The following is a 25,617-nucleotide window of genomic DNA, read 5'->3' as shown; positions in this document are numbered from 1 at the left end:
TGTTACGGGTATAGACAAGGGAATTTTGATGTACTTTCACCCACCAAAATCGGGCGATGTGGCTCCACGGTCTGGGCAGCCGGTCATTCGTGAGGTTCGCGCATTGGTCAGTAATGCCGATCATTATGGTGCAAGCGACGTTCACGACACGCCGGATACGCATTGGATTTCGGGCTGCCCGTCACCGGACGGGTCATGGGATCATGCATCAACACACCCGCCGATTGCCAACCCGATGTCGATCTACCCTGCCTATTCGGGCTCACGCCAAAGCTGGGGAGTTTCCAATGTACCGTCGGTCATCGTCGAGATCGAAGATGAAGACGGCCGCGTCGGCGTTGGTGTCAGCACCGGTGGCAGAGCTGCCGCCTTTGTGATTGAACACCATCTGTCAAAATTTGTCGAAGGTCAGGCGGCAGCAAATCGGAACCTGATCTGGGAGCAGATGTGGCGCGCGTCGATCCACTACGGTCGCAAGGGGCTGGGCGTTCATGCGATCAGTGCCATCGACCTAGCGCTTTGGGATCTATATGGGCGGACGCTGGGCGCGCCGGTCTTTGATCTGATGGGAGGGCGCACCAAAGATCGGGTTCCGGTCTATGCGACGACATCGCGACCTGACATTGCACAGAGCCTTGGGTTCCACGGCGCCAAGATTCCGCTGCCCTTCGGCCCCGGGCGCGGCGTCAAAGGTATGTCGGACAACGTCGCTTTCATTGCTAGCTGGCGCGACAAGGTGGGTCCGGATTTTCCATTGATGCTGGATTGCTACATGGCCATGACGACCGATTATGCCGCTGAATTGGCACGTCGTATGGCCCCCTACAACTTTCAGTGGCTTGAAGAGCCACTGATGCCGGATGACTACGAGGGCCACAAGCGCTTGGCGCAGAAGATGACCACCCGCGCGGGCGGCACCGTGCTGGCGACGGGCGAGCACGAATACACCAGATATGGGTATCAGCAGTTGATCGACGCGGGTGTCGCACTGATTCAGCCCGATGTCATGTGGATGGGCGGGCCGACTGAATTCATCCGCGTGGCCGGATTGGCGAACACCCGCTCGGTGGATGTGATCCCTCACGGATGCGGCGTCTATGGCTACTACATGGCGATGGCACTGGAACACATCGCACTGGCCGAATTCATGATGATGAGTGAAGAGGCAGACAGGATCGAACCAAATTTCGGCACCATGTTCCAAAGCGAACCGTTGCCCGAGAACGGCTATATCTCGCTGCCGGACACGCCGGGGTTCGGGCTTGAGCTGAACCACGACGCCCTGAAACTGGTTCGGCCCTTTGATCGCTCGAAATAAGTTGGAATTGGACAGGTAAAACCTATGAACAGTTTAGACTTCAAAAACCGAACCGCGATTGTTACCGGGGGAGCGCAAGGCATCGGCAAAGCCGTGGCTGAGTTGCTGGCCAAAGGCGGGGCCAGCGTTGCCATTTGGGACACCGATCATTCCCTTGCACGCGATACGGCTGAGGCCCTTGGTAATGGGAACATTGCGATTAAGGTGGATATCGCCGACTGGCAGAGTGTTCAGGTTGCATACAGTGCGACAACTGATGCGCTCGGACACGTGGACATCGTTGTGAACTCAGCTGGAATTGCGGGATCAAACAGTCCCGTTGCCGACTACTCGGTTGAGGAGTTTCAGCAGATCGTGGCGGTCAACCTGTTTGGCACCTTTCACGTCAACAAAGTGGTCGCGCCTGACATGCGTAAACAGAACTATGGCCGGATCGTCAACATCGCGTCGATTGCGGGTAAGGAAGGCAATCCCAATGCAGCGGCCTATTCCTCGTCCAAAGCCGGTGTGATCGGGTTCACCAAGTCACTGGGAAAAGAGCTTGCCGACTGCAATATTGCGGTCAATTGCGTTACGCCCGCCGCTGCCCGCACCCGGATATTTGACCAGATGAGTCAGGAACATATCGACTATATGCTGTCGAAAATCCCGCGGGGGCGCTTTCTGGAGTTGAACGAAGCGGCTTCGATGATCGCCTGGCTCGCCTCGGCAGACAGCAGTTTCACGACCGGTGGTGTGTTCGATCTGTCCGGCGGACGGGCGACCTATTGATCTGCAACCAAGGGGAATGCACCTGAATGAAACTTCTGCGCTATGGAATCCAGGGAAACGAAAGACCGGCTCTGTTGGATTCAAATGGGGTAATTCGAGACCTCTCAGAACATCTTGGCGATATCGATGGTGCCGCGATCTCACCGGAAAACCTGGCTCGGCTGTCTTCGCTTGACGCGGAAACACTGCCAAATGTGCCGGAAGATGTCCGCATTGGCCCATGTATTGCAAACGTGGGTAAATTCATCTGCATCGGGCTGAATTACTCCGATCATGCGGCGGAATCCGGAATGGCGGTGCCTGAGGAGCCAGTGTTGTTCTTCAAGGCGACTTCATCGATCTGCGGCCCAAACGACAACGTCGAAATCCCCAAAGGATCTTCCGCAACAGACTGGGAGGTCGAGCTTGGCGTCGTGATTGGACTACACGCCAAATACATTGATGAAAAAGATGCGCTGGATCATGTTGCCGGGTACTGCGTGGTCAACGACGTCTCTGAGCGGGACTTCCAACTGCACCGGTCCGGTCAGTGGGTCAAAGGAAAGTCAGCTGACACTTTTGGACCCATTGGCCCCTGGCTGGTCACACGCGACGAGGTACCCGAACCTCAGAATCTAGCGATGTATCTCGACGTCAATGGAAAGCGGTTTCAGGATGGTTCGACAAAAACCATGGTCTTCGGCATAGCTAAGGTTGTCGCCTATGTTTCTCAATTCATGAGTTTGCAACCTGGCGACATCATCTCTACCGGAACACCGCCCGGAGTTGGCATGGGGCAAAAGCCTGACCCAATGTACTTGCGCCCGGGCGATGGGATCGAATTGGGCATTGAGGGTCTGGGGGTTCAACGGCAATCGGTTGTCGCAGCCTGAAAGCCGATGGGTATGCAACCTATGATGGGGTTTTGACATGAAATTGAGCGTAGCAAGCTGGTCCTTCCCGCATCTCACACTCCCAGAAGCAGCAGCTGTTGCCACAGCGATAGGGTTTGGCGCGATTGACTTGGGTTACTTCTTTGCGCCCTCGCTCGACAAAGGACGGCTGTTGAACAAGCCGGAGAAGTACGGCACTGAATTGGCAGCCAGCCTTCCTCTACCAATCGCAAACCTGTTTCACCTCTTCGGTGAAGATTTGATGGATCGCAACCTGGCGGGGTCTGCGAACCCGCAAAACCTGAATGATCTAAAATCGGCCGTCGCCTTCGCCAAGGCCGCCGGTGTCCCGTCTGTCTTTATTCTACCCGGAATGATCAATCCGGGGCAAAGCCGAGGCGAGGCAACGAAAGCCTCGGTCGAAGCGTTGAAACCAATGGTCGCGGCGGGTGCTAAGGCAGGCGTCAAAGTTCTGATCGAGCCCCACACGGGCAGCATCCTGAATTCACCGACCCGGACAAGGGAGCTTGTCGAAGCGGTGCCGGGTTTGAAGATTGTTCTCGATCCGTCGCATTTCGTTGCGATGGGGTTTCGCCAGGAAGAGATCGATCCCCTCGCCGACATAACTGGCCATGTGCACCTGCGTCAGGCGCGACCGGGATTGATCCAGACCAAGATGGAAGAAGGCGTCGTTGACTTCCCCGGCTTTTTTGGCGCGCTGAGCGAGGCAGGATACGATGGCTGGCTGACCTCGGAATATGAGCACGAGGCAGGCACGCTATCGCAATATGACGATGTGCTCTCGGAATCCGTGAAAATGCGCGACTGTCTTCGAAGCTGGCTGGAGGCATGAGATGTCACATTATGCGTGGGTCTTGGAGGTTCGCCCAGGATACGAAGAAGAGTACAAGAAACGGCATGACCAGATCTGGCCGGATGTTGTTGAGGAAACCCGTGCAGCCGGCATTCGCAACTATTCGATCTTCCGCCATGGCCTGACGCTGTTTGGGTATTTCGAAACCGACGATCTTGAGCGTTCGATCCGTATTCTGACCGAGGGCGAGGCCAACAAACGCTGGGATGATTACATGACGCCGATCATGAAAGTTGAGGTTGACCAGGCGACGGGCTTTCCGTTTCTGCTGCCGCTGATCTGGCGAATGGAGGAGTAACGTTCAAACCGTCGCACCACCATCGACAACGAGGTTGGCACCAGTCACGAAAGACGCCTCGTCCGATGCCAGAAACAGGGCCGCGTAAGCCACCTCTTCCGGCGTGCCCTGACGTTTGAAGAAACTCGCATCTGCCTCTTCAGCGATGAATTCCTCGCGATCTCGCCCGTCGAACTCCAGGTGCTTTTCAGTAGCCGCTGTATGGATTGCGCCCGGACAGACACAATTCACACGAATGCCGAATGCGCCAAGGTCCATGGCCAGTGACCGGGTTAGTTGAAGCAGCGCACCTTTGGATGTGTTGTAGGGAATGAAGGCCGGTGATGCGACAAAACTGCTGACCGACGCCATGTTCACAACGGCGCCCGCCTTAGCTTCCTTCAGATACGGCAGGGCAAAGCGCACCATATTCGCTGAGCCGACCACGTTTACGCCCATCACCTTTTCCCAATCCGCTTTCTCGACATCCTCGATTTCGCCGAACACAAAGGCGGCTGCGTTGTTGACGACGATATCAACGCCCCCAAGCAGGGAAACGGCCCGGTCAATCAGTCTTTTGACATCGGATTCCTTCGAAACATCAGTGGCCAGGAATTCTGCATTCCCGCCCGCATCCTTAATGGCTGCAACTGTCTCTCGCCCGCCGGCGGTGTCCAGGTCTCCAAGAACAACCGTGGCACCTTCTTTGGCAAAGAGCTCGCAAATCGCTCGTCCAATCCCGGATGCCCCCCCTGTGACAATGACATTTTTCGATTGAAGTCGCATGGAGCTCTCCTCCGGTCCCTGCAATGTTTCGCCGAAAGGCAAGAATATATATAAAACAGACAGTTAAATCATAACCTCTTCCAAGCTTACATGAAACCAAATTGACCAGAAAAGGCCTGAATTCTTGGGTTTCTTTTGCCTAAACCAGTTCGTTTTATTGTCGGGTGCCACAATTTCAGCCAGGCAATCAGGATACCCTGGACATAGATAGCGCACCTTGGACCGAACACATGATCTGGCCGCTTGGTATGTACGAGTACAGGCTATCTGGGTCCTAAAAAGAACAAGATAGAGCAGACCGGGGAGCCACAGGGAAAGCCCAAGGAATTATGATCTAAGGATACAAGGGAGAAACCCAAAACCATCGCAATGCCGACATTCGGAAACACCGCAGCATCCGCCGGTTTGGACTCAGAGCCGTCATCTGACACCTTCTGTCAGGCATCGAAGCCCTCCCAACGCGCCAGATGTCGGCAGTGCGGACAAACCGGTCTATTGCCGAGGCAGTGTTCGCTGATGCAAAATACCGATCCAGCCACCAAGGTGGACACTAACCGGCAGCTGTGACCCCAGCCTCTATTGAGCGTAACGCTATGATTCATTGTGACAAAAAACGACTACGGTTTTTCACCCCTACTAGAGCGGCGGCGTACGATTTCCTGAGCAATCAGTTCGATGTGCAGCCGCGCGTCGTAAGCCTTCTGACGGTATGCGAGAGGCAAGTTCAGATTCGCGAGTGTCGCAGCTACGTCGTCGAGTTTCTTCGCAACGGCTTCGACTTCGTCATCCGTCGCAGCATACTCAATTTCTGCTTCCAGCGATGCTATGTGTTGGTAGTGTCGCCAAACCCTTCGGTTTTGGAACCAAACATAAAGAGCCGGAACGAGACGCAGCAACGGCGCAAGGAAGAACAGCGGCAAGAGAAAAAGCAGTACCCGACCAAACTGAGCGGCGACCCAAAATGGAAAGATGTCATGAAGAATGTTGGGCCCAGAGTTGATCATGTGCCAAGCGACGTCGTTAATCGGCGCAGGAGGGGAATTGGTGTTTGGAAACTCCTTGGCCTCTTGCAGTACGGTTCGATCACCTTGGATTTTGTTTGCGCTATGAACGAGGCGGTCGACAACCGCCGGATGCAGTTCGTTTGTTGCAATCATTGATGCGGTCAATGTCAGTATTTTGACGTTCTGCGCGGGTCGGGGCGGGGCCAGAGAGGTTGACCCGGCTGGTACGACAACGGAGTGGCCGCTGACAAATTTGAAAGATAGGGCGTCGATCAAGGCCATTCGGACTAGATCCAACTCGGGATCGACAATAGCCTCAGTCAGGTATGGCGCATCAAGAGGCGACACAAACAAGGCTGCGTCCGCCTCGCCAGCACGCAACGCGGCTATGGCTTCGAATCCACCAATTTCTTGCAATTCGATGCTCGAGTCTTGAAGGCCTGCTGCTTCTATTAGGGCTAGAGCCGCGGCTCGTGTGCCTGATCCGACTTGACCAGCAGCCAAACGAATCCCGCGCCAATCTCCGGGATATCGTCCAACTTGTGTTGCGGAACGTCTGAAAATCACTAGCGGTTCCGGAAAGAGTGCCCCAAGAGACTCAAGATCGTGTCCGCCGGGAAGAGGTATTCCGCCCTGTACAAAGGCGACATCTACATCTCCGTCAATGAGCAATTGAATGTTCTCGACAGAGCCGGCTGTCTCTACCAGCTCTACAGAAATATCGTCCCTGGCGAGCTTAGACCGATACTCCAACCCTATCCGCCAATACCCGCCGTCTTTTGGCCCAGTGGCAAGCCGAATGCCCTCGGGCGGAAGAAGGCTGCTGATAAGAAGAATAACCAACGCAACGACAAAGACGGGTACAAGAAGGGTAAAGAACAGTCGCATTGGTCTTCTTTGAAGTTAAGGAGTTTCCACCAATGATCTGTTTTGTTGCAACTCTTTGTCAATTGTTGAGAGTTTGCTTCCGGTATTAAGAATTCGCGCGAACAGAGCGTCGGTCATCACAAAAACGCAGATGTCGGACCAAGCCAGAACGTCCGGATTGGGCTCTCTCCTGCCGTTCTTTGCGTCCTGCATGTATGGCCAATTCGAGTGTCTGACTGTCTGATGTCCTCGCAATTTTCTGCGGCCATAGATTGTTGATATTGCGCAGAGCGCGAAGCCGGCAACTGTGGACGCAGCTTTTGAGTTGCTTGGAATTTATCTACTCAATGCGAGGGGATTTGTTGCCTTACGCACAATGTCTCACGGCCAATTGATGCAAGACTTCAGATACAAGGCCGCAAGCTTCGTCAGACTTTTGTCAGTTTGGTCCTGCTGCGCAATTTTTTGGTAAGGATTTTGTCGCACAAACGGGTTGCTTCCGATGTTACCGCCGCCGCAGCAGCAGCGACACCTGTTCTTAGGCATTCCTCAAATGGCTCTCCTCGCGCCGCCCAAAGTGTAAAACCACCAACAAAGCTGTCTCCTGCACCTACTGCACTTACAACTTCGACCTCGGGTGGAACCGCGTGCCAAGCCTCATCCCCGCAAGCCATCACTGAGCCGTCAATGCCGCGCGCAACTACTATCAGTTGCGCAACCCCACGGCTCAACAGCTCCCGCGCAAACGCGGCGGTATCGGCAACAGCAGGTAATTCGCGACCTGCAAGCTCCTCGGCTTCCTCAACATTCATACGAAGCAAATAAACCGCCTCGTGCGGCGTCTCGGCCAGATGTTTGAGGGCTGGTCCCGAGGTGTCCACGACCAGTCGTGCGTTCCGGCCTTCTACATGGCTTGCTAAAATCGATGGGAAATCCTTCGCGACACCCGGCGGTTGGCTACCAGAAAGCACGACCAGTGATCCCGCACTAGCTGCCCTGTCTACCGCGACCAAAGCCCTTTCAACGTCATTTTCGTCCCAGACCGGCCCCGGCAGGACAAACCGGTATTGCTCGCCATTGCTTTCGTCAATTACAGATACGGATCGTCGGGTTTCGCCGGGACCTTGGATCGCAACGGTCGATCCACCTTCAAATGCCAACAATTCCAAAAGTTGCGCACCCGTTGGACCGCCAATAGCAATCAATGTCGTTGCTTCGCCACCCAACATACGGACGGCTCTGGCCACATTGATGCCGCCACCGCCTGGATCAAACTCGGCTTCAGAGCAGCGAAGCTTTGGGCCCGGCAACACTTGCGGAGCAGTCGTTGCAAAATCGACGGTTGGATTGAGCGTGATCGTCAGAATAGTAGTCATTGCCAATTCACCCAGCAGTGTTAGCGATAACGTGCACAACCTTCCTACCCAACTGCTTCATCAGCTTCCACCCTCTTTTCTCGAAATATCAGCGTGGCGGCGCTTGAAAGGCATTCAATCGCCGAGCCGCAAGACAGTTCAGATTTGGGACAGCCCCGACAGGCAATCCCCTCGGAATCTGCCAAGCGTGGACCTTGCCACCAATCGCGACAAGTGACTGGTTCACTTGATCGTCCAGGATTCTGCTTCGTCTCCCAATACGAACTGTGGACCCAACAGAAGACCTCGGATGCGGCGCAGTGTCCGGCAGTTTGGGATCTTTGCAGACATTTTTCTGTAGTGCGTGGCTTTGTTGCACAAGTCGTGTTGAGTTCGGGCCTTCCCTGACACTGGACGGATTTAGCCTACGGCCGCTGTCTTTGGAATGCCAAGTGTCGTGAAGGCGTTGAGGATCGCGGCGCGGATTTGGATTTCCGCGACCTGTCGATCGAAGTCTCGCGCGGAGAGGCGTTGACCCAGCAGTTTCCCACAATGCATCTTTGTTTCGACGCGGCTTCGGCGATGATATCCGGTGATTTGCCGCCACAATGCGCGACCGAGGTACTTTGAGGATCGAACAGCTTCGTTTCGTGCCCTGGCTCCGGGTGTGTCAGATTTCCATAACTTCGCATTCTTGCGCGGTGGAATGATGGCATGGGCATTGCGTGCTGCGATCGCGTCGTGGCATTTGCGCGCGTCGTAAGCGCCGTCCCCGGTGACACTGCCAATCTCTTCGTTCGGTGGGATCTGATCGAGCAGGTCAGGTAACATAGGTGCGTCACCGATACTGCTACTGGTGACCTCGACGGCACGTATCTCTCGTGTTTCCTCATCGATTCCCCTCTCGGCAGATTGCTTTGCAATCGCCTGCCGGGCAGTGGATGTGTATCTTGCGTCAAATCCGGCGTTTGGGGCCACCATGCTTGCTTGCGTTCCACTCACCTTCGCCCTCCGCCTTGATGCCTGTGCTGTCTATCAGAAGGTGCAACAGCCCCGCTGAGCCGCGATAGGGAATGGCAACCGGCAAGGTCTTCTGTCGTCGACACAAGGTGCTAAAGCCTGGCACCTTCCAGTTCAGCCCGGCGCGAACCTCGTCGCTTTAGGGCTGCGTTGTAGTCTGACCAATTCTTGGTTTTGTAAGTCGTCGGTGTCCAGCTGCTCATGGCTGTCAGCTACCACACTGGATTCATAACATGAATCCCATCACCCAATTGGTGCAACAAAGCCACTTCAAGGTCATCCCGTCTCTGAACAAGGCTCTGACCATGCAACTGGAGCGATGCCAGTTCGTTGATCGCCGCCAGAATGTTGATCCTCCGTTTCCTAAGCATAGCGGTGGACCAGTTCAATTGGGGAGCATCATTTCTCTACAGGTGCGAACTTGATGAATGGCGTCAGTAAAAGCGGACCTCCATGCCATTGGTTGTTTCGCCGTGTTGTTCTCGCAATCAGGCGGAAGCCGGCCAGGTTTGTTCTGATACCGGATTCGCTGCCACTTTTGATGAGGGTTTTTCGCGACACATCCCTAGCTGGTGAAAGAGCAAAGGTAACGCCAACAATGCAACTCAGACGTTACTCGATTGTCACATCAACTGAGGATCGCACTATATTCATGTTCTTTATCGCACGAACGCTCGTACGAACGATGGCAACAACCGTTAGCGCCGTCGCGCCCCAAAAGAACCAAGTGATCGGTCCACGGAACAACACTTTCCAATCGCTGCCGGACATGAGCATTGACTGACGGAAATTATCCTCAAGCAATGGACCCAGAATGAACGCGATCAGGAAGGGTGCAGCCGGAATGCGGCATCGCATCATGCCGTAGCCGACCCAACCCATGGCAAACATGACGCCGATGTCGAATACATTGTTGTTAACCGCAAACACGCCATAAATGCACAGGATCAGAACCGCCGGAACGAGAATTCGTTTGGGTATGTCCGCGACAAACCTGAACCCGCGAATTGCCAGCGATCCGATGAAGAACAGAAACACCGAGCTTACGATCAGGCCGATGAACAACCCGTAGATAATATTTGCGTTCAGAACGAACATCATCGGACCGGGCTGCAACCCGTGAATCATGAAGGCACCGATGATGATGGCTGTGATCACGTCGCCTGGCACACCAAGCGCTAGCAGCGGGATCAGAGTTGCGCCCGCGACGCCGTTATTGCCAGCCTCGGACGCGGCTACGCCTTCTACCTCGCCTTTTCCGAAATTCTCTTTGTCGGGGGATTTTCGACGCGCTTCGGAGTAGCTCAAAAAGGCCGCGGGTGCCGCACCGATACCGGGAATAGACCCTAGGAACACCCCTATGAAACTGCCTCTGACAATAGACTTGAAGCTCTTCTTGTAGTCCGCAAAAGACACCCAACTGCTGCCCAGCTTTCGGGCGTTGCCCAGATGTGCCGTTGGGTTCCAGACCATTGCCAGCACTTCGGGGATCGCAAAAAGCCCAATCAACACGGCGATAAAATTCAGGCCGCCCATCATGTTTGGATCACCAAAGGTGAACCGGTTCGTCCCATAAACAAGGTCAAGACCGACCGTGGCCAGCATTAAGCCCAGCAATGCGGACAATGCCCCCCGCAACAAGCTGTCGCCGGATACGCCCGCGATGATGGTCAGCGAGAACAGGATCAGGGTGAAGAACTCGGGTGGCCCAAAAGACAGTGCAAATGACGCGAGCCATCCGGCGAACAAGATCAGCGACAGGTTTGAAATCACGTCGGCCGTACAAGAGGCCCAAAGCGCCATGCCAAGAGCTCGGCCAGCCTCGCCCTTTTCCGCCATCGGGAATCCATCGAGGATTGTGGCGGACGACGCCGGAGTGCCGGGTGTCTTGATCAAGATGGCGGGAATCGATCCGCCAAAAATGCCGCCCTTGTATACCCCAAGAAGCAACAGAATACCGGTGATGGGCTGCATCGAAAAAGTAAACGGCAACGTCAGCGCCACCGCCATCGTCGCGGACATACCGGGAATGGCCCCGCCGATGACGCCGATGGCAACGCCCAGAGCAAGCGCAAGGAAGGATTCGAGGTTGCCGACAAGTGCAAGTCCTGCCGCCAGACTGTCGAGGAAACTCATGGCAGCCTCACAAAATTACCCTGGGGGATCGCAACCCCGGCGACATGCGTGAAAAACGCATAGAGCAGAAGTGGAATGATCACTGCGCAGACGATCGCTGTAATCGGATGGCGTGTTTTGACCAGAAAGGCTGTTGCCAGAAAGGCAAGCACGCAGGTCCAGACCAGACCCAGACGTTTGAACAGGTACAGGGATACCAACATGATGATAATGATGCCGATCATACGCAGAATTGCGGCACCGCGTTCATCTGATGCTTCGTTCACCGGCTCGCCTGTGTTCGGCATACGCAAGGAGGCCGCGATCAGTGCCAAACCCGCCACACCGGTCAACGCAGACAGGGTATAGGGCCAAAACAACGGTGAGAGGACAACATTGAGCACATTGCTCGGCGCGGTGACAAAGTTTGGTATCGCAAACAGAACCAGCACGGCCGAGGCAACGCAAGCCCCGATTCCCAGCCGCAATTGCAAGGCTTTTTCATCCATTGGGCATCTCCGATGTGATCGTCTGGCGCAGTTGCGCCAGACGCACTTAGAATAGCGAAAGACTGAGGGGTATTAGCCCTCGATCCGCATTCCCAACTCGTCTACCAATTTCCGGAATGTGTTGTATTGCGTGTCGATGAACTCATTGGCTTCTTCAGGTGTCATGAATTCAATGACCGAGCCGCGTGTGGTCATCTGCTCAACAAAGCCTTCGTCTTTCGTGGCTTCGGCCATCCAGGCGCCCCATTTCTCTGCGACGTCGTCCGGCAAATCATCCGGCCCTGCAATGCCTGTCCATCCAACAAGCTGGTGGAGTTCGGGTTTATCCAGATCCGCGGCCGTCGGTGCGTCGAAGCCGGGCACCGGCTCGGCAGTTGTGACGAGAATGGGTATAAGCTGACCATTGGCCACAAAGCTCGCCAAAGCCGATGAGTTGGTGCACAGGAATGTTGCCGTGCCATTCAGAACCGCCGTCGCAGCCGCGCCGCCGCCCTTTTGCGGGATATGCGTGGCTTGCGTCAGTGGATCTTCGACTCCAAACTCTTTCAGCACCATGGCGCCCGCCAGGTGCAGCAACGATCCAACGCCGGAGGAGGAATAGGTGACACCGCCCTCGTTGACCTTCGTGATCAAGTCATCCATGTCTTCGATCCCCGAAGCAGGGGTGACGGCACAGGCGACCGGATTGATTTCGTAAACCGTCACAAAACGGAAATCGTCAAGTGTGTAAGGCAGTGTGGCTTTCATTGCCGGGTTAACCGAATGCGACCCGACGCGGGCAAACAGCATCGTATAGCCATCCGCCGTCGCGTTCTGAACGTTAACCGATCCGGTTGCGCCGCCAGCGCCCGTCACATTGACCATGACCAGTGGTTTGCCCACGGCCTGACCAAGCGGTTCGGCGATGGTGCGCGCCGAAATATCCGTCGCGCCACCGGCGCCATAGGGGATAACCATATTGATTGGGCGTTCGGGATATTCCGCTGCGGCGGCGGTCGCAAGGACGCTGACTGCAGTCGTTGCAAAGAAATTCTTGAGTTTCATTTTTTGCTCCCTGGCATCTCGTTCGGATTTTTTAGAAGAGATTGGCTTGCGTTTGGTGCAATCATTCTTACTATTAAGATGAACTTTACATAAGCAAAAACACATTACATTAATTGTAAAAAAAACTTACCAAAGCGAGTACTGCCAAGTGTCGATCCGAATGCTTCGAACCCTCATCGCGGTGGAAAAAAACCGAACCTTCAGTGCTGCCGCCGATGAGGTTTTTGTCACTCATGCGGCGGTCAGCCAACAAATGCGTGCGCTCGAAGACGCTTGGAATGTCGCGCTGTTTGACAGATCAAACCGAACGCCCGAGCTTACACCGGTTGGCAGGGCAATCGTCGAAAAAGCCAAGGAAGTCGTCCAAGCATATGATGACATTGTTCCTTCGGTGTTGGGGGACGAAGGGTTGCGTGGCGAAATTTCGTTTGGGGCGATCCCTACAAGTTTAACCGGATTGACGCCGTTGGTTATCAACCTTTTGAAAAAGCGGTTCAACACGCTGCATCTGCGTGTGGATCCAGGATTGACGCTGCCGTTGCTGACCGAAATCGAAAGAGGCCGGCTCGATGCTGCTATTATTTCTCGCCCGGTGTCTCTGCCAGGCACGATTTCAGCGAAGTTTCTGGTTGATGAACCGATGCAATTGCTTGCGTCGCCCGGAGTAGACAGCGACGATCCATATGAGCTGCTGACCAATAATCCGTTCATCAGATTCAACCGCAACGCTGTTGTGGGACAATTGATCGAGGATTGGCTACAGGCAAAAAATCTGCGTGTCGAAGAAACCATGGAACTTGAAAGCCTCGAAGCGATTTCAAGCATGGTGGCTGCCAATCTTGGAGTTTCCATCGTCCCAAAGACCTGTGTACGCAGCCCCAATCCGATGCCTGTAAAGCGTATTGACCTGGGGGATGATGCGCCATCGCGGCAACTCGTACTGGTCTACAGAATGGACAATCCCAAAACGCGAATCCTCGAAATTCTGCACAACATCATCCTGGAAGCCGTATCAATCGGGCGGTTGGACATCACTGATATGGCGCGGAACTAGAAATATGGACTTCAACAACATGGCGATAATTGCCGCAGGCGCTGCGGCGGGTGGGTTCATCAACGGTCTTGCCGGATTTGGAACTTCGCTTTTTGCGCTAGGATTCTTCTTGAGCCTTCTTCCGCCAGTCCAAGCCGTTGCGCTCGTGCTGTTGCTGTCGGTCCTGACCGGGTTGCAAGGGCTTTGGGTGGTTCGGCAAGCCATTTTTGACAATCCCAGACGGCTGATGCGATTCCTTGGCCCCGCGATTATAGGCATTCCCCTGGGCGTGCAGGGGCTACGGTATGTCGACGTGTCGACTCTCAAACTGGTGATCGCCGGGTTCCTGCTGATTTATGGGGGATATTTCTCGATGCGCCGCAGCCTGCCAAGTTTTGATCGGCCAACTCCCATCGTTGACGCCGCGGTTGGCTTTCTTGGTGGCATCCTAGGCGGTCTTGCATCGCTTTCCGGTGCGCTACCGACGATGTGGTGCTCGATGCGGTCATGGCCCAAAGCGGAAACCCGCGCTGTTTTGCAGCCCTTCAATGTCTGCGTGCTAACGCTCAGTGCTGGCCTACTTGCGCTGCGCGGCGCTTACACGCCGGAAACACTACGTTTCGCAATGATTGCAATCCCGGTCGCACTAGCCTCCGCACAAATCGGAATCGCCATTTTCAAGCGAGTTCCTGATGTGACGTTTCAGCGGTTGTTGATCGGTTTGTGCTTTGTGTCCGGGATAATACTATTAATACGAGAGTTGTACTGATCTCAAACAAGCAAGAATTTTAACCAAATTCGGGTGCTGGTGCCCCGTCAATTTCAACATTGATGCAGGCAGCGCGCCCGCAGGCCATTGCCTCGGACAAAGCTGCATTCAGTTCCGTACCAGTTGTAACATGGGCACCAAATCCGCCGAGTCCCGCAACGGCAACGTCATACCTGGCCGGGGACAAAGCGCAATTGTGCAACCTGTCGGCACCAAAGTTGCGCATCTGAATTAGGTGTTCAGCATTCCAACGCTGGTCGTTTCCGATGATAGCGACAAAAGGCAGATCTTCGCGGATTGCGGTTTCGAATTCGGTCAGATGAAACCCCGCGGTCCCATCGCCCATCAGAGAAAAGATATCTGCCTTAGGCGCTGCGGCGCGAGCGCCAAGCGCATAACAAAGCCCACCACCGATCACTCCGGAAACACCGTTGATGATTCGCCGTTGCCCACTCGCAATCGTCTGCGCCCATTGCCCAAATTCTCCTCCATCGCAAATAACAATGCTTTGCTCTGAATTTGAGATCTGATGCTCTACTGCCGAACAGAGGCTGGCCGAGGTTAACTTTCCATTCGCAACGGGTGCCATTGGGCGACTTTGGATTGTTTTACGCGAGTACGAAAGCCAGTCGATCGCGCTGGCTGGGCTAACGGGGATCTGTTCAATTAGCGCCCGCCGAAATTCACGGGGATCGGCACTCAGGCATCCGACCAATCGGTCCCCAAGATTTAATTTCGCGCGCTGTCTTTCTTGCGGGTCTGGCGAGACGAAAAACCAAGATGCATTTGGCCACGTTGGCGTATCCCCGAACTGAAGTGTGAAATCGACAGGTTTACCCAGTGATATGACCAGATCACATTCCTGCGCTAGTCTTTTCCAACGACCGAGTGCGGGATCAGCCAATCCTCTGGGGCTTTCCAACGATAGAACCGGCACGTTCAGTGCGCGCTCTAACGCAATCGCAAACTCTGGATCGCGTGCGCTGGACCATGCTGGTCCCAGCAGAATCAGTGGAGTCTCAGCTTGCGCTAGTCTTTGTGTCAGATTGGACAGGTCAGGAGATTCCAATGCCGTTTTATACAGATTGGAAAGCGGTTCTTGACCGGAATCACCCCGTGCGCAATCTTCGGGAACGGCTAAATGGACCGGCCCCGGCACCCCCGATCTGGCCGTGTCCAATGCGGTTCGAACCAAACACCGCAACTGATCTGGGCTAGTCGCCCTGTAAGAGGCTTTGGTCAAAGACCTCGTGACTTCGATTTGGTCCATTTCCTGAAATGACCCAGTCCCATCCTGCGAAGTGGGGCTGTCACCGGAAATCAGCAACAATGGAGTTTGCGACGCCCGCGCCGAGAACAAGGGAGTGATGGCATTTGTCAGCCCGCCACCAGCCGTAACAAGCGCAACACCCACCTGCCCAGTGATTTGCGCATAGGCCTCGGCCATGAAACCGGTTGCGGCTTCGTGGCGGGTATGAATCAACCGGATGGGCTTACCAAAGCAGGCATCGAAAATCGGCATGATCTGGTTACCACTCAGCGCAAATATCGTATCCACGCCATATTGAACAAGCGTGTCCACAAGAGCATCCGCACCACGCATCAAACTGGCGCCAGCTTCACTTGGCTCTATATCACTGCGCTCGTTGATCTGCATCTCTCTCTCCGTAACGGGTCATCGCCAGATGTATTGATCGTCGATCTGATTCGACTTGAGCCTGAATGTGCGGGCCTTAACCGATCAATTCGTCCTTGCGGTCGTCTGTTTCACCAAATCGTTTCAAGACCGCCGGTCTGGTGCCCTCGTAGACGTGATGCAAATTTTCACTAATCTTCTCGTTTTCGCGTTCGAACAGACAATTGCCGTCAAGATCCGAAGCAACGATAAAGGGCCCCATTTTGTTGCACTTGATCACCCACATCGCCTGAGCCAGGCCCAGCTCTTCGTTCCAGTGTACCGCTTCGACACTTTCAACGCCCCGGCCCAGAAGCGCGCCGGTACCGTAGCCTACGGTCGACAGATAGATCGCGCCGTTGGGCACGAAGTATTCCTTGTAGTCCTTAGAGGACATGCCGCCCTTGCCGATGATAATCTTCGCGCCTGTCTTGGCCATCCATTCGGGCAACCATTTGGCAAACCGGAACGAAGCGGTGGCCGTCACCGCACCCATGTCAAAACTGCCATCGGCCCGGATCGTGGCGGCCGGGGAACAGTGAAAATTCGTGGCTGATGCCGAGGGCAGTTCCATTGGGATGTTGGCCTTGTCCTCAAGCGCGCGCATATAGACGCCTTCGCGGGCGGTATAGAGCAGACCGTCGAGATAGACGATATCGCCAAGCCGCATCGCGGCGAGGTCTTCTGCAGTGGGGGTGGTGGACAGGCGGACTTCACGCGGTTTCATGCCGTGGCCTCCAGTTCTTCCGGTGCCCAGTCGACCGTTTCGCGGCGCTGATATGGGGTGAACCAATCGGGGTCGGTGCGATACTCGACCCGGCCATCCGGCCAGATGCGGGCCACCGCCCGGCGTGACGACAGGCAGAACGCATGGACCGACATTTGCATCCCGCCGGTGTGGCAATAGCCCACCTCGATATTGCAGTCGATCACCATATTCTTGCCGACAAATCCCATCGCGCCCATGCCAATAGAATTCCCCAGTTCTTTGAACTCATCTTCCAGCGCGGCGATATTGGAGTCGGAATTGCGGCTGCCCACTGTGCGTAAAGTTGCGGCGCGTTTGCCCAGCACCATGCAAGTGTCCTTAGACCCGCCCAGCCCGATGCCGATGATCGCGGGCTGACAGGCCAGACCGCGTTTACCGAATGCGACAAGGCAATCAAGGTAGAACCGTTTGATCCCCTCGATCCCGTCGCTTGGAAACAGCATCCGGTAATCGGTTCCGAACAAACCGCCTTTGTGCACCGTGATCAGGTCGATCCAGTCGCCTTCGGGTTCAAATCCGTATTCGATTTCAGGCGCTCCAATGCCGACATTGTTGTTGTGATCGGTTCGCCATAGCGGATGCACCCGGTTGGGGCGCAGCGGCACGCCGTTGGTGCGGTTCGCCGTGGCGCGGCGCAACGCAGTCTCAAGGGCGGTCATGCCACCTTCGACCCGTGCCTCATTACCCATTTTGACGAACCAGCGGGGCACGCCGGTATCACCGCACATGGCGCGGCGGTCTTCCTTGGCGGCCTCATAGTTATCCAGCATGGCCTGCAACACAAAAGACGACAAGTCGCCATCCTCGGTTCTGGCGGCCTCTTGCAGGCCGGTCAGGTAATCCTCGGGGATCTCGATGGCGGCTTTGTCCATGAGTTGCTCAGCTGTCTTCTGTATCAGATCGATGGCTATCATTGTTGCGCTACCAGGGTTTCGGGTTCGTCTTCGGGCAGGATTGTCTCGCCCGGACGAACGATGGAAAAATCAACTGACTCTCGCGTGACCTCGACCACGCCTTCGCTCTGTCTGGCCACGGTGTAATTGGACGCGTCCATATCACCGGGTCCGGGGAAATCTTCGCGGAAATGCGCCCCGCGCGAGTTTTCGCGTGACAGACCGGCTTTGGTGATTGCCTCGGATATATCACAAAGCGAGCGCATATTCAGCCAGTCATGCCAGGTCAAGTTAAAGGCCAGGTTGTCGGGGGCGACGCCGATCTCCGTCAACTCGTCGGAAATTTCGGCGATCCGCTTCAGGCCGCGCTCCATCCCGATCTCGTTGCGCATTACGCCCACGTCGTCCCACATTACTTCTTGCAGTTTCTGCCGCAGCGGCTGAACCAGCGCAGGCGGCTTTGTTAACGGGTGGCGCGCGCGATCGATCTCGGAGCTCAGAACATCCTCGTCCGGATCACGCAGAGCCTCCATCTTGCGGATATCCATCCCCATAGTGTCCCCCGCAATCCCGCCATAAACGGTAGAGTTGGCGACCCCGTTGCCACCCAGCCGGTTCGACCCATGCGCCCCGCCCGCATCCTCGCCCGCAACATAGAGACCTTCCAGCGCGGTCCGCGTGTCGACATCAACAATCACGCCGCCCATGAAATAATGCGCGGTTGGCACCACCTCGACTTTGCCGGCGGCCAGATCAAAACCGCTGTCGGCGCAGCGATTGACCATGCCCTTGAACTTTTTGCGCACATTGTCAGGTCCCAGGTGGGCCATCGAGATGAACACGCCTTCTTGTTCGGGGTTATTGTTCTTGCGCATTTCGGCATAGATGCCACGACTGACCACGTCGCGGGTGGCGCGTTCGCCACGACCGTCATAGTCAAACATGAACCTCTGACCCGAGTGGCTGATCAACTGCCCCCCCGCCCCGCGCAGCCCTTCTTCCAGAACGGTTCCGGTCATGCGGGTGTGATCGCCCGCCAGCAGGCCCGTAGGATGAAACTGCACCATCTCCATGTCGCGCAGGGGCAACCCCGCGCGCAGAGCCATGGCCAGCCCGTCCATTGTCTTATCGCCCGAGGGCGTGTGGTATTTGTACATGGTCGGACCGCCGCCAGTTGCCATCAACACCGTCTTGGCCCGCACAAATCGGAAATTGCCGGTGCGCATGTCGATCGTCAGCACGCCGGCCAGCGCCGAGCCATCCTTTGTCGGAATTAACCCGATGGCCCGGTGTTCCTGCAACTTTTCGATGGGGCGCGAAAGCACCTGCTCCATAAGGCGGTTGATGATCTCGATCCCGGTCAGGTCGCCCTTGTGCACAGTTCGATCCGCAGTCTGCCCGGCAAAGGCCTTTTGGTGCAGCGTTCCATCCGGGTTGCGGTCAAAGAAACAGCCGACCTCGTTCTCTAGTTCGCGCACCCGGACTACGGCCTGCTCGCACAAACGCCAGGCCATGTCCTGATTGGGCAGCCATTTGCCGCCCTGGATCGTGTCCATGAAATGCCGCTCGACCGTATCACCGCCGCCAAGCGCCACGTTATAGCCGCCCTGCACCATGCGGGTGCACCCGCATTTGCCGATCAAACCCTTGACCGCAATGGTGATTTTTGTGCCCGCCGGGGCAGATTGCTGAGCGTGCAAAGCAGCAAACAAGCCCGCTCCGCCGGTGCCGAGGATCAAGATATCGGTGTCATGTCTGTCAATATTGGATTTCAGGGGCATGGCTCATATCGCTTGCAGAAAGAAGGTTCCAGACACGAAAAGGGATAGGCAGACCGCGCCCGCGGCCAATGTTTTTTGCCGGTTGCTCCAAGGCAGAAACTCCAGCGCCAGCAAACGCAGCCCGCCGAAAATGTGAACCGACAGTAGGAACACAAGACCGAACTCAGCCAGTTTCACCATCGGGTTCTCCGCAAACTGCAAAAACCCGTCCAATCGCTCGGGCTGGGTCAGTGCCATCGACAGCACCCAGAAATGTGCGGGCAGAAACAGGGCGAGTGCAACGCCAGACAAACGATGCACGACAAAGGCCAGCCACAGCGGGTGCGAACGCGGCGGACGTTTCACAACATCGTCACGGCCGATACGGCACGCGCCCCCATGAACAATAGCACAAGACAGACAGACCAGGTCAGCGCATGCAGCCAGAAGCCGGACATCCGAAACCACTCATGCGCAACGACCCGCAAACCGATGGCCGCATGTATCGACACTGCAATCACAAAAATACCATAGAACAGGAACCAGAACACGGACCCTTGTGTGCGCGACAGGATTTCAGCCGTACTCAACCCGCCCTGAATGGCATAGATCATCACGGCGATATGCCCCAGAACCAAGGGTACCATGACCATCGCGCTGATCCGCTGCGCCAAGTAAAGTCTCAGATCAAGCATTCTTGCGCCTCTTGAAAAAGGAACTGGCGGTCTCGCGTTTTAACCCGGCGATCGCCGCAAGCGGGTTCAGTTCATTCGGGCAGTAATGCGTGCAACTGCCCATCGAATGGCAGTTGTGGCATCCCCCGGTGCCGGAGACGGCGTCCAGTATCGCCTGTTGGTTCTCGTTCTTGGTGTCGTTGAACAACGTCCAGGCCCGTTGCAGTGCCGCCGGACCCAGATAATCGGGACTTCCCGCAACTGTATCGCAAGCCGCATAGCAGACAGAGCAGTTAATACATTCGATCCCGGCATTCGCCTCGGATCGTTCGGCACTTTCAGGGTCGATCTGCTGGATCGGGTCATTGCGGGTCTGGGTTGGATGATGTTTGCCTTCCGCTGCGACCCATTTGTCAAAGAACGGGTCCATATCGACAGCCAGATCCTTGATCACAGGCAAGTTGCGCAAAGGCGCGATATGAACCTTGTCACCGTCCAGAACCTTTTTCACATGGGTCCGACAAGTCCAGCGCGGCTCACCATTGACCATCATCGCACAACTGCCGCACATGCCCACGCGACAGGCAAACCGATAGGTCAATGTCGGGTCGCTGTATTGCTGAATCCATGAAACAACATCAAGGATTGTCTGATTTTCCTGAGCGGGAACTCTAAAAACCTCGTCCTTGCTTTCATCCGGGCCACCACGTCTTATGGTCACCTCCAGAAGCTTTTGTTCCACTTGTTCCAATGTTGCCTCTTGGATTCAAACTAGCTCGACACATTCTTTACATCATGAGTTTTTCTAACTGAAAGAGATAAATTCTAATCTCATGGTTAAGTTCCGCTTACTATTAAGCCTGACAAATCCCTGATGCGGAATGGATCGTTTACGCTACAATCCATGTGACCGACGCAATCGCCGGAAACGCCACCTCAACCAGAACAATCAGAAACCATGAACCGAAATCAAAACGTTCTACAGGCCCTGAAGATCAAATTCGGTGTCGACATTACGCCAACAACCGCACCGGTGGACCTGTCTCCGCTTTTGGCGCTGGCTGACCGGGGATCATGCCGCAGTTTTATCTCCGACACGATTCCGTCCGAAGTGATCAACATCCTGTGCGCCACAGCCATGGCCGCGCCAACCAAAAGCGATCTTCAGCAACGCGACATCATCGTCATCGAAGACCCGGCGCTCAGATCCGACCTGTTGTCGGTGGTCCGGCATCAGGGCTGGACAAAGGATATCCCCCATTTGCTGATCTTCTGCGGCAACAATCGACGGCAGCGCTTGCTGCATGACTGGCACGGGTTTGAGTTTGCCAATGATCATCTGGATGCCTTCTTTAACGCCACCGCTGACGCGGCCATCGCGCTGTCCGCCTTTGTCGCCGCAGCCGAGGCGCTGGGATTTGGCTGCTGCCCGATCAGCGCCTTTCGCGATCAGGCGGCGACAGTAAGCGATCTTCTTGCGCTACCCGATCATGTTTTCCCCTTTGCGGGACTTGCCCTTGGATACCCTATGCCGGGCTCGCGGACCAACAGCCGCAGGTTGCCGCTGCCACTGACCGTGCACACCGACCGGTATTGCGAAGACGGCCTGCGGGACAAAGTACAGGACTACGACCGACGGCGGGAGGCGGAACAACCCTACACGCACCAGCGCCTGTCAGATGACTATGGAAAAACCGACACCTATGGCTGGAGCCTGGACAAAGCCCGCCAATACAGCATGTCCGAAAGGGCTGGTTTCGGGGGATTCATCCGCTCGAAGGGCTTCAAATTCTGACCACTGTTAACCCGGAACGAAACTCTGACGGGGTCAGTCCGAAATACTGACGGAACGCATAGGCAAACGCGCTGCTGCTTCGATATCCGGCATCGCGGGCTACGATCTTGATCGGCACGCCCTGTTCCAGACGTTCCGCAGCGGCGGCAAATCTTACGCGCCGACGCCATGCGCCAAAGGTCATTCCTAGTTCGGACTGGCACAGTCTGGCCAAGGTCTTTGTCGACGCACCGGTACCAGCCGCAAATAGATCCATGGACAACACGTCCGACGGATCCCTCAGAACGCGGGCGCAAAGATTCTGAAGGCGCGGATCACTGGGCAGGGGGATGTTCGCGGGTAGGCTTTCGGCGGCTTCCATCTCCAGCCGGATCAGATCGGCGATCCGCTCGGCCCGGGAATTGCCGGAGTAATCCACCGGATTTTGGATTAGGGCCAAAATCAACTCGCGCATCAGCGGCGTTACCCGCAGAACCTTGACCTGCTGTTCCGAATCCGCATCGTGGGTGATGTACAGGGTCCGCATTTTCAGATTTCCGCGCGCCTCGACCGCGTGCATTTCCTCTGCGGGCAGAAAAAGCGCGCGATCCGGAGGCACGATCCAGGCGTTTCGCGCGGTCTCTACCCGCATGACGCCAGCTACTGCAAACAACAGCTGATCACGCGGATGACAATGCCCGGCGATCACGTGCCCGTCGGGAATGTCCTTGGCCATAGCCGAAACGCGCGGCGACACATGCTGAAAATCGCGGGCATCGGTGCTGCGAAGGTTGGAAGTAACTTTGTCCATTTTTCTACAGTTTTTGTCCTGACATAGATTTTTGGTAACAAGCATAGTTCCCGTCAAGGAGATGTCGCAATGACGGGAACCAACCGTTCCTATTTTCTGCTTTTGAACGTTGGTCACTTTCTCGATCACTTCTTCATGCTGATCTTCGCAACGGCCGCCGCGCTGGCCTTGGCCGGAGAGTGGCAGATGAGCTATGCGCAACTGATCCCCTACGCCACGCCCGGCTTTATCGCCTTTGGCGTGGGCGCGTTACCTGCGGGCTGGCTGGCCGACAAATGGAGCCGCGACGGGATGATGTGCCTGTTCTTCTTCGGAATTGGCGTTTCGTCCATCCTGTGCGGGCTTGCGCAATCTCCGGTCCAAATCAGCGTGGGCCTGTTGCTGGTCGGCCTCTTTGGCGCGATCTACCATCCGGTCGGGTTGGCCATCGTGACCTTACGATGGAAAAACATCGGTATGCGCATCGCGGTAAACGGTGTTTGGGGAAATCTAGGCGTCGGCGGCGCGGCGCTGCTGACAGGGATTCTGATCTCGACCGTGAACTGGCGCGCAGCGTTTATCCTGCCCGGAGTCTTCGCGATCCTGACCGGGCTGCTGTACCTGAGGGTCGCGGCGGCGGTCTCGAACATCACGCCAACCGCAACCAGCGCGCGCAAGACCGCCGGCGTATTTGTCAGGCATATCAAGCGAGTGTCGGCCATTATCTTCGTTTCAGCTGCGCTCGGCAGCATCACCTTTCAATCAACCACCTTTGCGCTGCCCAAGGTTTTCGACGAACGGCTTGACGCAATTTCAAGGGGACTGGCTGGGCATCTGGGAGCAGAGGCCGCCGCAGTGATTGGAGGGCTTACATTTCTGGTTTTTGCCTGCGCTTCGCTGGCGCAGCTTTTGGTCGGCCTCTCGCTGGACAGGTTCCAGACCCGCATTGTGTTTCAGGCGGTGGCGGCATTCCAATGCGTTCTGTTTCTGATCATGCCCGGGCTTGAGGGATGGGCCGCATACGCGGTGGCGCTGGGATTCATGCTGGGCGTGTTCGGTCAGATCCCGATCAACGATTTCTTGATCGGACAACTTGCAACCGGGCCGTATCGGGCGCGTGTATACGGCGTTCGCTATGTGGTGTCGTTTTCGGTTTTGGCGCTGTCTTTGCCGCTGATTGCCTGGATCCACGCGCACTGGGGCTTTGACAGGCTGTTCTGGATACTGGCGGCAACGGCTGCTGCCGTTTTTGCTGTCGTTAGCCTTCTGCCTACGGACGCCAAATCCAAACGGATTTCCACGACCACGTAACACGACTGTTGAACATGAGCATTGAACACGCCGCATATCCGCGCGGTGGACAACACTCGACCACCTGCTAAATGTCGACCGCATGACCTCGTTGGCAAACGACCTGACGGTTTTGATCGTTCCCGTTCTGGCACTTCTGTTGGCTGGCGCAGTCAAAGGTACTATCGGTCTTGGCCTGCCGACGACGGCTTTGGGAATCCTGACATTTTCAACGACACCCAGACATGCCATCGCTCTCATTCTGGTTCCCATGATTGTCTCGAACGCCTGGCAGGTTTATCGTTCGGGAGAAATCAGAGCGGCGCTCGTCCGATACCTGCCGTTTATTGCCGCTTTGGTCATCGGCGTCTGGTTGACGATCAACCTTACACACAGTGTTTCCGAACAGACGCTTCTGGCGATCCTGGGATTTGTTGTGGTCGTGTTCGTCCTGTTCAGCACCGCCAACTGGGTGCCCTATGTCTCGGAACGCCTTGCCCCCCAAACACAGATCATTCTGGGCGCGATTGCGGGCGTCATGGGCGGCCTGACGGCAGTTTGGGCGCCGCCCATGGTGATCTATTTGTCGGCCCGCCGCGTCGAGAAGCAGGAGTTTGTGCGCGCCACCGGCCTGTTGATTTTTTTCGGAAGCCTGCCGTTGGCAGGCGGGTACATCGCGCAGAATCTGACGGATGCCGAAATGCTTGCCCTATCAACCTTTCTGCTTGTGCCGACCTTCATCGGATATCAGCTGGGCGAAATGCTCAGGGCGCGCATCGATCAACAAACCTTCCGCAGACTGTTTCTCTTTGTGTTTCTCCTGATGGGTTTGAATATGATCAGACGCGCTCTGATGTGATGAACCGCTATTTCGGCCCAATATTTCAAACGCTGGCGCAGGTCTTCGGGCGGGCGGCGTTTCGTTCCAGCAGAGGGGCGTCTGGCACGATCTTTTTCGCGCGCATAGCGCTTGCAAGTAAGCTGGCATCTGGTCACCCTGATTTTCAAACGCCAGTCAGCTTTGTTGTACAAATCCGGTGAAGAACGTGCTTCGCCTATCCCCGGACGGATTTATCCTACGGCCTCTGTGACAAGTACTCCGTGGGCGGTGTAGCGGTTGAGGAATGTGACGCGGATTTGGAGGTCCGCGACCTGCCGGTCGAAGTCCCTCGCCATAAGGCTTTGGCCCATCAGCTTCACGCAATGCATCTTCGTATCGACGCGGCTTCAGCGGTGATACCCGGTCAATCTTCGCCACAGGGCGCGGCCCAAGTATTTTGTCGCTCGCACTGCCTCATTTCGGGCGACGGCCCCGGCGCTAGTGGGCTTCCAGGGTTTGGCATTTTTCGCGGCGGAATGACGGCATGGGCGCCACGAG

At 55.8% G+C, this 25,617-nt stretch carries 24 protein-coding genes and 2 pseudogenes; 10 read left to right on the top strand and 16 right to left on the bottom strand.

The features are described from left to right. The first annotated feature begins 28 nt into the window (after positions 1-28). From rhmD to AB1E33_RS27270, 5 genes are read left to right on the top strand one after another with little or no spacing between them, the layout of a single operon-like run. The gene (gene rhmD, locus AB1E33_RS27290; RefSeq protein ID WP_372580378.1) at positions 29-1,318 is read left to right on the top strand and encodes an L-rhamnonate dehydratase; all 1,290 of its coding nucleotides are present in this window, start codon (positions 29-31) and stop codon (positions 1,316-1,318) included. Between the two features lie 24 nt (positions 1,319-1,342). Further along, a complete protein-coding gene (locus AB1E33_RS27285; protein ID WP_372580377.1) occupies positions 1,343-2,089 on the top strand; it encodes an SDR family NAD(P)-dependent oxidoreductase in 747 nt (248 codons plus the stop codon). Positions 2,090-2,115: 26 nt separating this feature from the next. Then, positions 2,116-2,961: a fumarylacetoacetate hydrolase family protein gene (locus tag AB1E33_RS27280; RefSeq protein WP_372580376.1), complete on the top strand. Its 846-nt coding sequence runs from the start codon at positions 2,116-2,118 to the stop codon at positions 2,959-2,961. 37 nt (positions 2,962-2,998) lie between these two features. Continuing rightward, positions 2,999-3,814: a sugar phosphate isomerase/epimerase family protein gene (locus AB1E33_RS27275; protein ID WP_372580375.1), complete on the top strand. Its 816-nt coding sequence runs from the start codon at positions 2,999-3,001 to the stop codon at positions 3,812-3,814. Between the two features lies 1 nt (position 3,815). After that, positions 3,816-4,133 carry an L-rhamnose mutarotase gene (locus AB1E33_RS27270; protein ID WP_372580374.1) on the top strand — a complete coding sequence of 106 codons (318 nt, stop codon included), beginning with the start codon at positions 3,816-3,818 and terminating at the stop codon, positions 4,131-4,133. Positions 4,134-4,136: 3 nt separating this feature from the next. Here AB1E33_RS27270 and AB1E33_RS27265 read toward each other — a convergent pair whose 3' ends face one another. The 7 genes and pseudogenes from AB1E33_RS27265 to AB1E33_RS27235 all read right to left on the bottom strand — a co-directional run bounded on the left by AB1E33_RS27265 (position 4,137) and on the right by AB1E33_RS27235 (position 12,812). Continuing rightward, positions 4,137-4,898 carry an SDR family NAD(P)-dependent oxidoreductase gene (locus AB1E33_RS27265; RefSeq protein ID WP_372580373.1) on the bottom strand — a complete coding sequence of 254 codons (762 nt, stop codon included), beginning with the start codon at positions 4,896-4,898 and terminating at the stop codon, positions 4,137-4,139. A 617-nt stretch (positions 4,899-5,515) separates the two neighbouring features. Continuing rightward, positions 5,516-6,790: a TAXI family TRAP transporter solute-binding subunit gene (locus AB1E33_RS27260; protein ID WP_372580372.1), complete on the bottom strand. Its 1,275-nt coding sequence runs from the start codon at positions 6,788-6,790 to the stop codon at positions 5,516-5,518. Positions 6,791-7,197: 407 nt separating this feature from the next. Beyond that, on the bottom strand, positions 7,198-8,145 hold the full coding sequence (locus AB1E33_RS27255; RefSeq protein ID WP_372580371.1) for a 1-phosphofructokinase family hexose kinase: 948 nt from the start codon (positions 8,143-8,145) through the stop codon (positions 7,198-7,200). A gap of 399 nt (positions 8,146-8,544) precedes the next feature. Then, positions 8,545-9,347: pseudogene (locus AB1E33_RS27250) on the bottom strand (IS5 family transposase). A gap of 409 nt (positions 9,348-9,756) precedes the next feature. After that, positions 9,757-11,280, bottom strand: coding sequence for a tripartite tricarboxylate transporter permease (locus AB1E33_RS27245; RefSeq protein WP_372580370.1), 1,524 nt, complete (start codon positions 11,278-11,280; stop codon positions 9,757-9,759). Further along, the gene (locus tag AB1E33_RS27240; RefSeq protein ID WP_372580369.1) at positions 11,277-11,768 is read right to left on the bottom strand and encodes a tripartite tricarboxylate transporter TctB family protein; all 492 of its coding nucleotides are present in this window, start codon (positions 11,766-11,768) and stop codon (positions 11,277-11,279) included. Before AB1E33_RS27240 ends, AB1E33_RS27245 begins: the two co-directional genes overlap by 4 nt. 72 nt (positions 11,769-11,840) lie before the next feature. After that, positions 11,841-12,812 (bottom strand): Bug family tripartite tricarboxylate transporter substrate binding protein, encoded by a 972-nt coding sequence (locus tag AB1E33_RS27235; protein WP_372580368.1) that lies wholly within the window; start codon positions 12,810-12,812, stop codon positions 11,841-11,843. A 160-nt stretch (positions 12,813-12,972) separates the two neighbouring features. Between AB1E33_RS27235 and AB1E33_RS27230 the strand changes: the two genes are divergently transcribed. Then, entirely contained in the window at positions 12,973-13,866 is an 894-nt protein-coding gene (locus AB1E33_RS27230) for a LysR family transcriptional regulator (protein ID WP_372580367.1), read from the top strand. Between the two features lie 4 nt (positions 13,867-13,870). Further along, a complete protein-coding gene (locus tag AB1E33_RS27225; protein ID WP_372580366.1) occupies positions 13,871-14,614 on the top strand; it encodes a sulfite exporter TauE/SafE family protein in 744 nt (247 codons plus the stop codon). A gap of 19 nt (positions 14,615-14,633) precedes the next feature. Here AB1E33_RS27225 and AB1E33_RS27220 read toward each other — a convergent pair whose 3' ends face one another. The 7 genes from AB1E33_RS27220 to AB1E33_RS27190 all read right to left on the bottom strand — a co-directional run bounded on the left by AB1E33_RS27220 (position 14,634) and on the right by AB1E33_RS27190 (position 21,127). Then, positions 14,634-16,271 (bottom strand): thiamine pyrophosphate-binding protein, encoded by a 1,638-nt coding sequence (locus AB1E33_RS27220; protein ID WP_372580365.1) that lies wholly within the window; start codon positions 16,269-16,271, stop codon positions 14,634-14,636. Positions 16,272-16,347: 76 nt separating this feature from the next. Continuing rightward, entirely contained in the window at positions 16,348-17,016 is a 669-nt protein-coding gene (locus AB1E33_RS27215) for a fumarate hydratase C-terminal domain-containing protein (RefSeq protein WP_372580364.1), read from the bottom strand. Then, positions 17,013-17,972, bottom strand: a complete 960-nt coding sequence (locus AB1E33_RS27210) for a fumarate hydratase (RefSeq protein WP_372580363.1) — start codon at positions 17,970-17,972, stop codon at positions 17,013-17,015. The genes AB1E33_RS27215 and AB1E33_RS27210 overlap by 4 nt, the downstream gene beginning before the upstream one ends. Next, complete coding sequence (locus tag AB1E33_RS27205; protein ID WP_372580362.1) at positions 17,969-19,732, bottom strand: L-aspartate oxidase; 1,764 nt, start codon at positions 19,730-19,732, stop codon at positions 17,969-17,971. Before AB1E33_RS27205 ends, AB1E33_RS27210 begins: the two co-directional genes overlap by 4 nt. Positions 19,733-19,735: 3 nt before the next feature. Further along, positions 19,736-20,077 carry a succinate dehydrogenase, cytochrome b556 subunit gene (gene sdhC / locus AB1E33_RS27200; RefSeq protein ID WP_372580361.1) on the bottom strand — a complete coding sequence of 114 codons (342 nt, stop codon included), beginning with the start codon at positions 20,075-20,077 and terminating at the stop codon, positions 19,736-19,738. Then, complete coding sequence (locus tag AB1E33_RS27195; RefSeq protein WP_372580360.1) at positions 20,074-20,406, bottom strand: succinate dehydrogenase; 333 nt, start codon at positions 20,404-20,406, stop codon at positions 20,074-20,076. Before AB1E33_RS27195 ends, sdhC begins: the two co-directional genes overlap by 4 nt. Next, a complete protein-coding gene (locus AB1E33_RS27190) occupies positions 20,399-21,127 on the bottom strand; it encodes a succinate dehydrogenase/fumarate reductase iron-sulfur subunit (protein WP_372580414.1) in 729 nt (242 codons plus the stop codon). Before AB1E33_RS27190 ends, AB1E33_RS27195 begins: the two co-directional genes overlap by 8 nt. A gap of 216 nt (positions 21,128-21,343) precedes the next feature. On the opposite strand from AB1E33_RS27190, the gene AB1E33_RS27185 reads away from it, so the two are divergent. Then, on the top strand, positions 21,344-22,180 hold the full coding sequence (locus tag AB1E33_RS27185; protein WP_372580359.1) for a nitroreductase family protein: 837 nt from the start codon (positions 21,344-21,346) through the stop codon (positions 22,178-22,180). On the opposite strand, the gene AB1E33_RS27180 is transcribed toward AB1E33_RS27185, so the two are convergent. Then, complete coding sequence (locus AB1E33_RS27180; RefSeq protein WP_372580358.1) at positions 22,170-23,099, bottom strand: AraC family transcriptional regulator; 930 nt, start codon at positions 23,097-23,099, stop codon at positions 22,170-22,172. The two genes, AB1E33_RS27185 and AB1E33_RS27180, sit on opposite strands and share 11 nt — an antisense overlap. Here AB1E33_RS27180 and AB1E33_RS27175 point away from each other — a divergent pair. Then, entirely contained in the window at positions 23,040-24,260 is a 1,221-nt protein-coding gene (locus tag AB1E33_RS27175) for an MFS transporter (RefSeq protein WP_372580357.1), read from the top strand. The two genes, AB1E33_RS27180 and AB1E33_RS27175, sit on opposite strands and share 60 nt — an antisense overlap. 82 nt (positions 24,261-24,342) lie before the next feature. After that, a complete protein-coding gene (locus AB1E33_RS27170; RefSeq protein WP_372580356.1) occupies positions 24,343-25,098 on the top strand; it encodes a sulfite exporter TauE/SafE family protein in 756 nt (251 codons plus the stop codon). Between the two features lie 212 nt (positions 25,099-25,310). Here AB1E33_RS27170 and AB1E33_RS27165 read toward each other — a convergent pair. Further along, positions 25,311-25,617: pseudogene (locus AB1E33_RS27165) on the bottom strand (IS5/IS1182 family transposase); the annotation flags it as partial.

This window comes from Ruegeria hyattellae (assembly GCF_041537925.1).
Lineage (GTDB): Bacteria > Pseudomonadota > Alphaproteobacteria > Rhodobacterales > Rhodobacteraceae > Ruegeria_C.
The sequence above is the reverse complement of the archived record's forward strand: the minus strand, read 5'-3'. Positions and strand labels throughout refer to the sequence as shown.

Excerpts from the sequence above, each read along its gene's own strand:
- rhmD (WP_372580378.1), top strand. The coding sequence starts at position 29 with ATGTACTTTCACCCACCAAAATCGGGCGATGTGGCTCCACGGTCTGGG.
- AB1E33_RS27285 (WP_372580377.1), top strand. The coding sequence starts at position 1,343 with ATGAACAGTTTAGACTTCAAAAACCGAACCGCGATTGTTACCGGGGGA.
- AB1E33_RS27280 (WP_372580376.1), top strand. The coding sequence starts at position 2,116 with ATGAAACTTCTGCGCTATGGAATCCAGGGAAACGAAAGACCGGCTCTG.
- AB1E33_RS27275 (WP_372580375.1), top strand. The coding sequence starts at position 2,999 with ATGAAATTGAGCGTAGCAAGCTGGTCCTTCCCGCATCTCACACTCCCA.
- AB1E33_RS27270 (WP_372580374.1), top strand. The coding sequence starts at position 3,816 with ATGTCACATTATGCGTGGGTCTTGGAGGTTCGCCCAGGATACGAAGAA.
- AB1E33_RS27265 (WP_372580373.1), bottom strand. The coding sequence starts at position 4,898 with ATGCGACTTCAATCGAAAAATGTCATTGTCACAGGGGGGGCATCCGGG.
- AB1E33_RS27260 (WP_372580372.1), bottom strand. The coding sequence starts at position 6,790 with ATGCGACTGTTCTTTACCCTTCTTGTACCCGTCTTTGTCGTTGCGTTG.
- AB1E33_RS27255 (WP_372580371.1), bottom strand. The coding sequence starts at position 8,145 with ATGACTACTATTCTGACGATCACGCTCAATCCAACCGTCGATTTTGCA.
- AB1E33_RS27245 (WP_372580370.1), bottom strand. The coding sequence starts at position 11,280 with ATGAGTTTCCTCGACAGTCTGGCGGCAGGACTTGCACTTGTCGGCAAC.
- AB1E33_RS27240 (WP_372580369.1), bottom strand. The coding sequence starts at position 11,768 with ATGGATGAAAAAGCCTTGCAATTGCGGCTGGGAATCGGGGCTTGCGTT.
- AB1E33_RS27235 (WP_372580368.1), bottom strand. The coding sequence starts at position 12,812 with ATGAAACTCAAGAATTTCTTTGCAACGACTGCAGTCAGCGTCCTTGCG.
- AB1E33_RS27230 (WP_372580367.1), top strand. The coding sequence starts at position 12,973 with ATGCTTCGAACCCTCATCGCGGTGGAAAAAAACCGAACCTTCAGTGCT.
- AB1E33_RS27225 (WP_372580366.1), top strand. The coding sequence starts at position 13,871 with ATGGACTTCAACAACATGGCGATAATTGCCGCAGGCGCTGCGGCGGGT.
- AB1E33_RS27220 (WP_372580365.1), bottom strand. The coding sequence starts at position 16,271 with ATGCAGATCAACGAGCGCAGTGATATAGAGCCAAGTGAAGCTGGCGCC.
- AB1E33_RS27215 (WP_372580364.1), bottom strand. The coding sequence starts at position 17,016 with ATGAAACCGCGTGAAGTCCGCCTGTCCACCACCCCCACTGCAGAAGAC.
- AB1E33_RS27210 (WP_372580363.1), bottom strand. The coding sequence starts at position 17,972 with ATGATAGCCATCGATCTGATACAGAAGACAGCTGAGCAACTCATGGAC.
- AB1E33_RS27205 (WP_372580362.1), bottom strand. The coding sequence starts at position 19,732 with ATGCCCCTGAAATCCAATATTGACAGACATGACACCGATATCTTGATC.
- AB1E33_RS27195 (WP_372580360.1), bottom strand. The coding sequence starts at position 20,406 with ATGCTTGATCTGAGACTTTACTTGGCGCAGCGGATCAGCGCGATGGTC.
- AB1E33_RS27185 (WP_372580359.1), top strand. The coding sequence starts at position 21,344 with ATGAACCGAAATCAAAACGTTCTACAGGCCCTGAAGATCAAATTCGGT.
- AB1E33_RS27175 (WP_372580357.1), top strand. The coding sequence starts at position 23,040 with ATGACGGGAACCAACCGTTCCTATTTTCTGCTTTTGAACGTTGGTCAC.
- AB1E33_RS27170 (WP_372580356.1), top strand. The coding sequence starts at position 24,343 with ATGACCTCGTTGGCAAACGACCTGACGGTTTTGATCGTTCCCGTTCTG.